Annotated in this window: 7 protein-coding genes; 4 read left to right on the top strand and 3 right to left on the bottom strand. The window is 42.1% G+C overall.

Annotation, left to right across the window (positions count from 1 at the left end; genetic code table 11):
• Together tamB and cydD are read left to right on the top strand one after the other, a co-directional pair.
• Nucleotides 1–3930: an autotransporter assembly complex protein TamB gene (gene tamB, locus DPV92_RS02180; protein ID WP_111353458.1), complete on the top strand. Its 3930-nt coding sequence runs from the start codon at nt 1–3 to the stop codon at nt 3928–3930.
• Between the two features lie 30 nt (nt 3931–3960).
• Nucleotides 3961–5697 carry a heme ABC transporter permease/ATP-binding protein CydD gene (cydD, locus tag DPV92_RS02175; RefSeq protein WP_111353457.1) on the top strand — a complete coding sequence of 579 codons (1737 nt, stop codon included), beginning with the start codon at nt 3961–3963 and terminating at the stop codon, nt 5695–5697.
• Nucleotides 5698–5784: 87 nt separating this feature from the next.
• On the opposite strand, the gene secF is transcribed toward cydD, so the two are convergent.
• From secF to yajC, 3 genes are all read right to left on the bottom strand, one after another.
• Nucleotides 5785–6759 carry a protein translocase subunit SecF gene (gene secF / locus DPV92_RS02170; protein ID WP_111353456.1) on the bottom strand — a complete coding sequence of 325 codons (975 nt, stop codon included), beginning with the start codon at nt 6757–6759 and terminating at the stop codon, nt 5785–5787.
• 10 nt (nt 6760–6769) lie between these two features.
• Nucleotides 6770–8617, bottom strand: coding sequence for a protein translocase subunit SecD (gene secD, locus DPV92_RS02165; RefSeq protein ID WP_111353455.1), 1848 nt, complete (start codon nt 8615–8617; stop codon nt 6770–6772).
• A gap of 74 nt (nt 8618–8691) precedes the next feature.
• Nucleotides 8692–8991: a preprotein translocase subunit YajC gene (yajC, locus tag DPV92_RS02160; RefSeq protein WP_005706203.1), complete on the bottom strand. Its 300-nt coding sequence runs from the start codon at nt 8989–8991 to the stop codon at nt 8692–8694.
• Between the two features lie 405 nt (nt 8992–9396).
• Between yajC and thrA the strand changes: the two genes are divergently transcribed.
• The gene (gene thrA / locus DPV92_RS02150; RefSeq protein ID WP_111353453.1) at nt 9397–11853 is read left to right on the top strand and encodes a bifunctional aspartate kinase/homoserine dehydrogenase I; all 2457 of its coding nucleotides are present in this window, start codon (nt 9397–9399) and stop codon (nt 11851–11853) included.
• A complete protein-coding gene (thrB, locus tag DPV92_RS02145; protein ID WP_111353452.1) occupies nt 11853–12803 on the top strand; it encodes a homoserine kinase in 951 nt (316 codons plus the stop codon). The genes thrA and thrB overlap by 1 nt, the downstream gene beginning before the upstream one ends.
• The last annotated feature ends 103 nt before the right edge of the window (nt 12804–12906 follow it).

The following is a 12906-nucleotide window of genomic DNA, read 5'->3' as shown; positions in this document are numbered from 1 at the left end:
ATGCAAGAACAAGAAATCACAGAAAAATCGAGCAAAACAGAAAAGCAATCTTCAGAAATAAAACCAAAACTCAAAGGTAAGTTTGTGCATTGGATGCTGTGCGGGGTTTCGCTACTTTTTGTTGGTGTAATGGGCTATCTCGCCACAGGTTACGGGCAACGTTCGGTCATTCATTTGGCTGATCGCTTATTAGATGAGTTTTCCATTGAGCAGGTTGAAGGCAGCTTGCAACAGGGACTAACGCTTACCAATACCCAATACAAAATGGCGGGCGTGAATGTTTCGGCTGGCTTGGCACAGTTACATTTCGATTTTTCTTGCTTGTGGAAATATGATGCTTGTCTTGAAAACTTGAGCTTAAAAGATACGCAAGTTGCGATTGACACGAGCAAACTTCCGCCATCTCAACCCCAAGAAGAGAGCGAGCCTTTTACCGAACTTAATTTGCCACTTGGGATTACCGCGAAAAAAATTGCGTTGGATAATATCAGAGTGAAAGTGGATGCGTTAGATATTCAACTTGATCATTTCCAGTCGGGCATTCAAGGTAAAGGGCGTTCTGTTATTCTTTTCCCAACCGAGTTAAATGGCTTGACGATTTCACTTGCCCCAATGAAATTGGAGGATCCTGAGGCGAAACAAGCGGTACAATCTAAAGAACAATCTGCAAAAGAGCCGATTGATTGGGCAGCTATTCAGAAAACGCTAAATTCACCATTTTTAACCAAAAAACAACCTCTTATTTTGCCACTTGATTTTAATATTGAGCAGCTGAATTTAGACAATATCAATATCACTCAAAAGCCATTAACCCCAGATGAGAAACCAAGCCAGATTTTTAATTTGGATAAAGCAACCTTAGCCGCAAAAGCAGATTCCCAAACAGTTGAAATTAGCCGTTTAAATCTGAAAAGTCAGCAAGGCAATCTTTCCGCACGAGGGCAGCTGATGCTAAACGGGGATTACCCGCTTGATTTGCAATTGCATGCGGAAGGTTTGCAAAACTTCTCATCGGCAATTCCTGTGAATAATGCGGATGTCGCACTTTCTGGAGATCTTTTCCAAAAAACGTTATTAAATGTAAAAACGACGGGAGCAATTCAAGCCGAATTATCAGGCGATATTGCGTTAGCCACAGAGAAAAATCCGTTTAATCTTAACCTAAACAGCCCGTCGGCAAGCTGTGCCATTACGCTGGACAAGAATGATCCGCTGAAATTAAATAATGTTGCCTTGAATTTACAAGGCGATATGAGCCATTATCAACTCACGCTTTCAGGCTATGCGAAGGGAATGAATATTCCTGCTACAAGTGTGAATTTAAAAGGTAATGGCACTATTACTCATTTTGCCATTGATAACCTAAATTTAACCGCTTTAGACGGTAAAGCTCAGCTTTCAGGCTTGATCGATTGGCGTGATGGCGTTGAATGGCAAAGCAAATTGAAGCTCAACAATATCAACACAAAATCGCTCGCCCCAGATTGGGCTGCAGTGTTAAGTGGCGATCTTGAAAATAACGGCTACGCCGCTCGCGGAAAAGAGAGTGGAGAATGGGCGGTTGATGTGCCCAAAATGGATATCAAAGGCATGCTTTCACAACGCTCGTTTCAACTTCAAGGGCAATTGAAGTCTGATCATCAAACTTTGTTGAACGTACCAAATGCAACCTTGATTTATGGCGAAAATCGCATCGCAATGCAAGGCGTGTTGGGTGATAATTCAAACTTTACCGCCAATCTAAACGCCCCTAATTTACAAGGTTTAGTGCCACGTTTAAAAGCGGGCATCAAAGGTGATATAACGCTTTCAGGTAAAGTGAGCGAGCCAAACTTAGATCTCGATCTGACAGCAAATAATGTAGTCTATGATGAGCTGAATTTGCAATATTTAACGGCGAAAGGGAAAGTCACGACCGAGAAAACCATTCAAGGTGATGTTGCATTAACGCTGCAAAAATTTGCCTATGGCGAAATCAAAGTCGAAAAAGCGGATCTCAACGCGAAAGGTTCAGAAGCGCAACATAGTCTCACATTCAACGCAAAAGGCGACCCAATCTCGGCGAATTTGCAACTTTCTGGCAAATTTGACCGCTTGCAACAAGTCTGGAATGGGCAAATTAGCCAATTGGCAATTGAAAACCGAGAGCTTGGCAAATTTAGAATCAATCAAGCGGTGAATGTGAATTATAACAATCAGCAAATTAACGCCCAAGTGTCGCCTCATTGCTGGTTAAATTCGCACGCTGAACTCTGTTTCCCGCAAATTTTTAATGCGGGGCAAGAAGGGAAAATTCCGTTTGAGATCAAGCGATTAGATTTAGCGATGCTAAAAACCTATTTAGATAACAGCACGCAATTATCGGGAATTCTTTCGGCAAAAGGCGATGCAGCATGGTTTAAAAACAGAGCACCACAAGTAAATTTAGAGGTTAATTCACATCACTTAAAATTTACGCAAGCTTTATCGGAGGGCAAAACATTCCCGATTACGGCAAGCCCGCTTAAAATCAACGCTCGTTTGGCAGACAATAATCTGAATCTGAAAACAGATTTACGGATTGAAAATAACGGGCGATTGACAACAGATTTAGTGATGAAAGACATTGCCAAGTCACGAACATTATCTGGACAAATTGAGATTGATCAGCTTTCGCTTCGTTTAATCAAACCGTTATTGACGGGCGGAGAATCGGTCGATGGCAATATCAATGCGAAATTGACGATGGGCGGAAACGTGCTTGCACCACAATTACACGGGCAATTGGGTTTAAGCAATTTACGTGCAAAATCGGTTTCAATGCCGTTTGATATTACTGATGGGCGTTTGGCGATGCAGTTCCATGGGGCGAGTTCTACCCTCTCGGGTGTAGTTCAAACGCCAGAGAGTGATCTACATTTAGAGGGTTCTGCCGATTGGCGAAAATTAGACGCATGGCGAAGTACAATCAATGCCCGTGCGAATCGCTTTAAAGTAAGTATGCCAAATATTGGGAAAGTGGAAGTAAGCCCGAATATTTCGGTTTCAGTCACGCCAAAAGAGCTTGAATTGGGCGGAAACATTGATATTCCGTGGGCAAGGATTGAAGTTGAAGAGTTGCCAGAAAGCGCGGTAAGCGTAAGTGATGACGAAGTGATTATGGATGGTTCTGTGAAGAAAAAAATCCCGCTGGCACAGCGTCAAATTCCACAAACCACGCCAAGCGGAATGGCGATTAAATCGAACATTAACATCCATATTGGTGATGATGTGAAACTCAATGCCTATGGCTTGAAAGCCAACTTAGATGGTACGATTGCAGTGCGCCAAGGCAAACAGGGCTTAGGGTTGTATGGTCAAGTGAATTTAACCAAAGGGCGATATGCTTCATTTGGACAGGATTTAATTATCCGCAAAGGGCAAATCAGCTTTGCAGGCTTGCCTTCTCAACCAAGTTTGAATATTGAAGCGATTCGCAATCCAGAAGCAATGGAAGATAGCTCAATTACCGCTGGTGTAAAAGTGGTTGGCTTGGCGGATAGCCCTGAAGTTAAAGTGTTCTCAGAGCCTGCAATGTCACAAAATAATGCACTTTCTTATATCTTAACAGGGCGTTCGTTAGATAGTAGCGGCGATACCAGCTCGAGTAACTCAATGGCGGCAGCCTTGCTTGGTATGAGTTTGGCAAAAAGCAGTAAAACGGTCGGCAAAGTGGGCAGTGCTTTTGGCTTAAATGATTTAAGCGTAAGCACGGCGGGGATTGGCGATAATACGAAAGTGGAAGTGAGTGCGAGCCTCACGCCAAAATTTAGAGTGAAATATGGTGTAGGCATTTTTGCCCCTTTAACGGAGCTAACTTTACGTTATAATCTCGCTCCGAAATTGTATTTACAATGGGTTTCTAGTGTAAATCAAGCGGTCGATTTAATGTATCGTTTTGATTTTGATTAAAAAATTCGCCAAGCACTTATAGAGAAATAAATGAAAAAAGAACGACAAAAACTTCTACAAAAATGGCTACGTGAACAGCAGAAAACTGTGAAAAAATATCTGCTGCTAAACGTGCTCTTTGGCGCAATCAGCGCCTTGTTTATGATGGGACAGATGGCGCTGATTGCCTTGATGTTGCATAAAATCATTATTGAACACCAAACTGCAAGCCAATTTCTAGCTGAAATAGGATTATTATTCGGCTGCTTCACAGCCAGAGCGGTGTTGATTTGGTTGCGTGAACGAATGGGCTTTAAAGCGGGGCAGACCTTGCGCTTGCATTTACGCCAGCAGATTATTCAAAAACTGTTAGCGGTCGGTCCGATGTCGCTCCAGCAAAAACCAACAGGCAGTTGGGCAAACTTGATGTTAGAACAAGTCGAAAATCTGCATAATTTCTATGCTCGTTATCTGCCTCAGCAGTTCTTATCTCTGATTGTACCCATCTTAATTCTCTGCATAGTGTTTCCAATCAACTGGGCGGCAGGTTTAATTTTATTCGCAACACTACCACTGCTCCCTATTTTTATGGCATTAGCGGGAATTAAAGCGGTGGAAGCCAACCAACGCAATATTGGCGTGCTCTCACGAATGAGCGGTCAATTTTTAGATAAACTTCGCGGATTAGAAACCATCCGTCTATTTGGGCAAGCGGAAAAGCAGACTGAGCAAATTTATCAAAGCACGGAAGAGTTCCGTTTGAGCACCATGGATGTGTTGAAAATGGCGTTTCTTTCTTCGGCTGTGCTTGAATTTTTTACGGCAATTTCGATTGCGGTAATGGCGGTTTACTTTGGCTTTACCTTCTTAGGCGAATTAGATTTTGGTGGTTATGGCGTTGCCGTTGGGTTATTTACCGGCTTTTTCTGCTTGATGCTCGCACCAGAGTTTTATCAGCCGCTGCGCGAATTGGGTGTGTTCTATCACGATAAGGCGGCGGCTATTGCAGCAGCGGATAATATCGAAACCTTTTTAAATGAAGAGGTATTATCTCACCAAGCTTCACAAAAAGATTTCCAAAATCAACCGCTTGTGATTCAAGCCAAAGATTGCGTGGTGCTTTCTGTGCAAGGCAAATGCTTAACTCAGCCACTCAATTTCGAAATTTGTGAAAAACAGCATATCGCTTTAGTTGGACAGAGCGGGGCAGGCAAAAGCTCATTGATGAATATGTTGCTTGGTTTCTTACCGTATGAAGGTTCGGTTACCATCAATGGTGTTGAACTACGTGAATTAAACCTAAGCCAATGGCGAGCAAAGTTAGCGTGGGTGGGACAAAATCCTCAACTTATTCGCGGTTCATTAAAAGAGAATATTCTGCTTGGTAATCGCGAAGTCTCAGAACAAGCACTTGAGCAAGCACTTTCGCGTTCTAAAGCGGATGAGTTTGTTTACCGTTTAGGCTTAGAGCACCAAGTACAAGACAGCAATGCGGGCATTTCTGGCGGGCAGGCTCAACGTATTGCCATTGCTCGTGCTCTATTAAGAGATTATGAATTATTGCTGTTAGACGAACCCACCGCAAGTTTAGATTTGCAGTCTGAACAACAAGTACTACAAGCTTTGCAACATTTAAGCCAGCAACACACAGCGTTGATGATCACCCATCGTGTTGAAGATTTAGCGAATTGCGATGAAATTTGGGTAATGAAAAAAGGAAAGATTATCCAAAAAGGAAAATTTGCAGAGATTAAATCGCAAGGAGATTTTGCGGAGTTATTAAACTAGCAAACAAAAGTTATAATAGATAAAATTATTATAAAAAGACCGCTTGTCATTCTAACAAGCGGTCTTTTTTTGTTTGAAACTTACCAACTAGTAGTCAATAAAAGATTCGGTATTTGCACCTTCTTTTTCAACCACGGGTTTGTTCATATGTTCGCGGTCTAAGCCTAGCTCTAATGCTACACCGATTGCGATATAGATCGAAGAATAAGTACCAAAGCCGATACCGATCAACAAGGCGAGCGAGAAGCTGTGAATACTTGGTCCACCAAACCAGAAGAGAGCGGCTACCACAAAGAGTGTGGTTACAGAGGTCATTAAGGTACGTGAAAGCGTTTGGCTTAATGAAATATCAATCACCTCTTGCGAACTTACGCGGCGGATTTTGCTGAAGTTTTCCCGCACACGGTCGAATACCACGATGGAGTCGTTCAGTGAGTAACCTACGACCGAAAGAATCGCTGCCACGAAGGTAAGGTCAATCTCAATTTGGAGGAAAGAGAAAATCCCCACGGTAACCAATACGTCGTGGAACAAGGCTAAAATACCACCAAATGCCATACGCACTTCAAAACGCGTACCAACGTAAAGTAAGAGCATTCCAAGCGTTGCAAGCGTTGCATAGATGGCCCCTTGCGTGAGTTCTTCCCCCACGTTTGGTCCAACAAATTCCACGCTTTTAATTACTGCTTGTGAGTCAATATCTTTATGAACCATATTCATAATTTTATTGCCGAGATCTTTATCACCCGCAGAAGCTGGTAAGCGGATCATAATATCTTTTTGGCTACCCGTAGTTTGCACTAACGCACTGCCAAAGCCTTCTTTTTCTAAAGAGGCACGCACTTTTTCCAAGTCAGCAGGTTGTGAAAATGAGGTTTCAATCACAGTACCACCCGTGAAATCTAAGCCCCAGTTAAAGCCTTTGGTTACAATGGAGAAAAGACAAAGTGCTGTTACAATGAGTGAAAAGCCAAAACCGATAAAGCGATAACGCATAAATGGAATGAGCTTATACGGAAGCTTGATTTCCGATGCGTCTTTTTCTTTTTGAATAATTGCCATTTATATCACCTTAAATCCAAAGTTTTTTTACACGTTTATTACCACCATAAACCCAGTTTACAAGCATACGCGTTCCAGTTATTGCTGTAAACATAGAGATTATTACGCCCAATGCCAAAGTAATCGCGAAGCCTTTTACAGGCCCAGTACCCACGGCATAAAGCACTAATGAGGTTAACACAGTGGTTAAGTTGGAGTCGAAAATAGAGGTAAATGCACCGTTATAGCCTTCGTGAATCGCTTGTTGTACTGAGCGACCGTTACGCAATTCTTCTTTGATACGTTCGTAAATCAATACGTTCGCATCCACTGACATACCCACGGCAAGCACTATACCGGCAATCCCTGGCATCGTTAAGGTTGCACCAATTAACGACATTAACCCCATGGTTAAAATCATATTAACGGTTAATGCAATCGAAGCAAACACACCGAACATTTTGTAGTACACTAAGCAGAAAATAATAGTGAGTACGAGACCATACATCCCTGCTTCCAAGCCTTTTTCCACGTTATCTGCACCAAGTGACGCACCGACTGTACGTTCTTCTACGATAACAATTGGCGCAATCAATGCACCTGAACGAAGTAATACCGCTAAGTTTTGAGCCTCAGCAGGTGAGTTAATCCCTGTGATTTGGAATTGGTTACCCAAGCGACTGTTGATGGTTGCTACATTAATCACCTCTTCGTGTTTTTCAAGGATCACTTTGCCATTCGCATCACGACGACCAGAATCTTTGAACTCTCTATAAAGTGTTGCCATTGGCTTACCGACTGCACTTTTCGTAATTTCTGCCATTTGGTTACCACCATCACTGTCTAGCTTAATGCTAACTTGTGGTAAACCACGGTCATCTTTTCCAGAATTTGCATCTATAATATGTTCACCGCCTAAACTTGGGTTACGTTTAAGTACCATTGGGCGACCATCTTGCATATATTTGAGTTCTGAATCCGCAGGCACAATCCCACGCGTTGCTGCTTCTGGATTTACAGTATCATTGACTAAACGGAACTCAAGTGTTGCTGTTGCACCAAGCAACTCTTTTGCTCGAGCGGTGTCTTGCACTCCTGGTAATTCAACTACGATACGATCGGCACCTTGACGCTGAATAGTCGGTTCAGAAACACCTAACTCTTCCACACGTTTACGTAAAATAGATAAGTTCTGCTCAATGGCCATATCTCTAGCAGAAGATAAACCCGTTGTAGAAAGTGCAAAAGTTACTTCTGCCGGTGAGTTGTAAGAGGCTTCTAGGGTAGTATGCGTACGTTTTACTAAGCGCACTGCTTTATCTGCATCAGCAGAGTCATTAAACTCAATCACAGTTGCAAAATTCTCGCCTTTTTTAACCGCTTTATAGCCAATTTTCTCTTTTCGGAAATCACTGCGTAAAGAGTCTTGTAAGCCTTCCTGCTGCTTTTGCATTGCGGTATTCATATCTACTTCCATTAAGAAGCGAACCCCACCACGTAAGTCTAGACCACGTTTCATCGGGCTACCACCAATATCCGTTAGCCAAGTTGGTGTCGCGGGAGCAAGGTTTAAAGCCACTGAATATTTATCGCCTAGCATTTCTGAGATTTTCTCTTTAGCTGGCAATTGTTGATCGTCTTTTTCCAGACGCACTAAGATCGAGCCATTTTCAAGCTGCGTTGCTTTTGGTGAGATATTTAACGATGCAAGGGCATTATTGACTTGAGCCAACGTTTCCGTTGTTGCCTCTTGCCCACGTGTCCCTGAAATTTGCACGGATGGATCTTCACCATATAAGTTTGGAAGAGCATACAAGCTACCGATGAGCGTCACAATGATGATCATCAGATTCTTCCATAACGGGAATCGATTTAACACACTAATTCTCCTAAAAGTAAAACGCTTGTTTTTAAGCACACTGATGCACCCAAAACAAGCGTTAAAAAATGAGATTAAGGTTTTAATGCTTTCATTGTACCTTTTGGTAAGGTCGCAACCACGAAGTTACGAGAAATCATCACTTCGTTGTTGTCGTTTAACGCGATCACGATGTTTTCGTCTTCAGCACTTACTTTGGTAATTTTACCGATTAAACCACCGCTTGTTAAGATTTCATCCCCTTTTGAAAGGCTTGAAAGCAAGTTGCGTTGTTCTTTTTGGCGTTTAGATTGTGGGCGGAAAACCATAAAATAGAAAATCACACCGAACACTGCGAGAATGATCAACATTTCTAAACCGCTACCTTGTTGCATAAAAGCTCCTTAAAATCAATGAGTTAAGTTAAAAATATCCTTTTTCCATATTCTGCCAAAATCAGCGGGGAAAAGTACATTATAAAATAGCATAAAATTGATTTTTTCACGAGTAGAAAATTTATGCGGAGGAAAAATAATAAACCAGCAAAAATATTTCCCAAATCTCAACAAAAAATCATTGACAAATCTCTCACTTTGGCACATTCTCTACCTATCTTTCACGCTAAATCAAATAGCTAATTTATGAATACTCAAGCAATGATGACTACCATGATTACGATCATTACCATCTTCGTGTAGTGCGGGTCAGTATTGCTAAAATCAACCAAGAAAAGCCCGCTACAAGCGGGCTTTTTTGTAGGAAAATTTACAACATCATTCTTTTATCATTCAGGAGAAACTATGCGAGTTCTTAAATTCGGAGGCACATCGCTTGCAAATCCAGAGCGCTTTATGCAAGCGGCGGACATCATCGAAAAGGCACATTTAAAATCTCAGGCGGCAGGTGTGCTTTCTGCTCCCGCTAAAATTACCAATCATTTAGTCGCCATCGTTGATAAAGCGATTGCTGGCGAATCTTTTGAACAAAACCTTTCTGAAGCAACAGCCATTTTCCACAATATTATCAATGGATTACATGCAGTAAATAATAAGGTTGATCGTGAAGGTTTATTAGCATTAGTTGAAGCTGAACTTAAACAAATCCAAGGCGTTGCTCAAGAAGCTGCACAAAGTAAGTCTCTTCCAGATTCTGTGGCAGCAACGATTCACTGTCGTGGTGAAAAGCTTTCAATTGCGATGATGCAAGCGTGGTTTGAGGCTAAAGGTTATGAAGTCACTAACATCAACCCTGTTGAAAAATTACTCGCTTTGGGTAGCTATTTAGAATCTTCTGTGGATATTGAGGAATCAACTAAACGTGTTGATGCTAACGCAATTCCGAAGAAAAATATCGTGTTAATGGCTGGGTTTACGGCAGGTAATGAAAAAGGCGAATTAGTGTTGTTAGGTCGTAATGGCTCAGACTACTCTGCGGCTTGTTTAGCAGCTTGTTTAAACGCAGAATGTTGTGAAATTTGGACGGACGTAGACGGCGTTTATACTTGCGATCCACGTTTAGTACCTGATGCAATCTGCTTAGAATCGATGAGCTACCAAGAGGCGATGGAGCTTTCTTACTTCGGGGCGAAAGTGATTCACCCTCGCACAATCGGACCGCTTGTGCCGCTCAATATTCCATGTTTAATCAAAAACACAGGTAATCCATCCGGCAAGGGAACTTACATTGACGGCAATATCTCTGATGATGGCTTAAAAGTAAAAGGCATTACCAACCTTGATAATGTGGCGATGTTCAATGTGTCTGGTGCAGGAATGCAAGGTATGGTAGGGATGGCTTCTCGCGTGTTCTCTTCAATGTCGAAAGCGGGCATTTCAGTTATTTTAATCACTCAATCTTCTTCCGAATACAGCATCAGTTTCTGTGTGCCTGCAAAATCAGCAGAAAAAGCCCTTGCAGCGTTAAATGCAGAATTTGCCCCAGAATTAACAGAAAACTTGCTCGATCCAATCGATATCATCAAAGATCTCTCTATCGTCTCTGTGGTGGGTGATGGTATGCGTACTGCAAAAGGGATCGCAGCCCGTTTCTTCTCGGCTCTTGCTCAAGCAAATATCAGCATCGTAGCAATCGCCCAAGGTTCTTCTGAACGTTCTATCTCTGCGGTTGTGCCATTAAATAAAGCAATTGAAGCGGTAAAAGCAACGCATAAACGCTTATTCAGCAATAAAAAAGTGGTGGATATGTTCCTTGTTGGCGTGGGGGGCGTTGGCGGCTCATTGATTGAACAAGTGAAACAACAAAAAGAGTTCCTTGCAAAGAAGGATATTGAAATCCGAGTATGTGCATTAGCAAACTCAGATAAAATGTTACTCAATGAAAACGGTTTAAATTTAGATAACTGGCAACAAGATTTAGAAAATGCAACACAGCCATCAGATTTTGATGTGTTGCTCTCATTCATCAAATTACATCACGTGGTAAACCCTGTGTTTGTAGATTGTACCTCAGCACAATCTGTGGCAAATCTTTATGCTCGTGCGTTAAAAGAAGGCTTCCACGTGGTGACACCAAACAAAAAAGCGAACACCTCAAGCTACGCTTACTACCAAGAAATGCGTGAAAATGCTCGCCAAAGTCAGCATAAATTCTTATACGAAACAAACGTAGGAGCAGGCTTACCGGTTATTGAAAACTTACAAAATTTGCTTGCCGCAGGCGATGAAGTAGAGAAATTCGAAGGAATTTTATCTGGCTCACTCTCGTTTATTTTCGGTAAATTAGAAGAAGGCTTAAGCCTTTCAGAAGCCACCTTACTCGCAAAAGAAAAAGGCTTTACTGAACCTGATCCGCGTGATGATTTATCGGGTGCGGATGTAGCACGTAAATTGTTGATTTTAGCGCGCGAAATGGGCTTAGCGCTTGAGTTCGAAGACATTGAAGTGGAAGGTGTATTGCCACAAGGTTTCTCGGAAGGCATGAATAAAGAAGAATTTTTATCAGTATTGCCAGAGCTTGATGCAGAATTCAACAAACGCATTGAAGCTGCAAAAGTGGAAGGCAAAGTACTCCGTTATGTTGGTTCTATCGCAAATGGCAAATGCCGTGTCGCGATTGAATCGGTCGATTCTGAACATCCACTTTACAAAGTGAAAAATGGCGAAAACGCTCTAGCATTCTTCACTCGTTACTACAGCCCAATTCCACTCTTATTACGTGGTTACGGTGCGGGCAATAGCGTAACGGCTGCGGGTATCTTCGCAGATATTTTACGTACCCTGCACGGAGGAGCACAATAATGACAACATTACGCATTTATGCGCCCGCTTCGAGTGCAAATATTAGTGTAGGTTTTGACTCTCTAGGGGCTGCTATTTCGCCAATTAACGGCTCTTTATTGGGCGATGTGGTGCAAATTGAAGATTGCGATCAGCTATTTGAGCTTGAAAGTGTCGGTTATTTCGTTCGCAAATTACCAAAAGAACCGCAAAAAAACATCGTTTATCAGGCTTATGTACTTTTCAGCGAACGCTTTAAATTACGCGGTGGCAGAGTGAAAAATTTACGCTTAACGCTCGAAAAGAATATGCCAATCGGTTCGGGCTTAGGTTCAAGTGCATGTTCGATTGTGGCTGCGTTAGTTGCACTCAACAAATTCCATGATGAGCCATTTTCAAAAATGGAATTATTGGAGATGATGGGAGAATTGGAGGGACGCATTTCAGGTTCAATCCACTACGACAACGTTGCACCATGCTACTTAGGCGGTTTGCAATTAATGACCCAGTCGCTCGGCAATATCTGCCAGCCGTTACCTTTCTTTGATGAATGGTATTGGGTACTTGCCTACCCTGGCATTGAAGTTTCAACCGCTGAAGCGCGTGCGATTTTACCGAAAAATTACACCCGCCAAGATATGATCCAACAAGCTCGTTATTTAGGCTCATTCGTCCATGCTTGCCACACACACCAAGATATATTGGCTGCTGTGATGATGAAAGATTTAATCGCTGAACCTTATCGCGAAAACTTACTGCCAAACTTCCCAACCGTTCGTCAAGGTTGTAAAGATCTCGGCGCATTAGCAGTTGGCATTTCTGGCTCAGGTCCAACGATGTTTGCGATTGCGCCAGATTTGGAACACGCTCAAAAACTGGAAGCCTACTTAGAAAAAGAATACCTTCAAAACAACGAAGGATTTATTCATATCTGTAAAGTAGATAATTTAGGGGCGAGAGAATTGAAGTAATTCATTCTGAATAAACAAGCGGTCTATTTCTTTTAAGATTTTGCAAAATGCTTAAAGAAATAGACCGCTTATGTTATAGACATAGTAGACAAAAATGTTGGTT

The sequence above is a fragment of the Pseudohaemophilus paraphrohaemolyticus genome (assembly GCF_003253115.1).
Lineage (GTDB): Bacteria > Pseudomonadota > Gammaproteobacteria > Enterobacterales > Pasteurellaceae > Haemophilus_A > Haemophilus_A paraphrohaemolyticus_A.
Note: the sequence above shows the minus strand (reverse complement) of the source record. Positions and strands in the feature narration are given on the sequence as shown.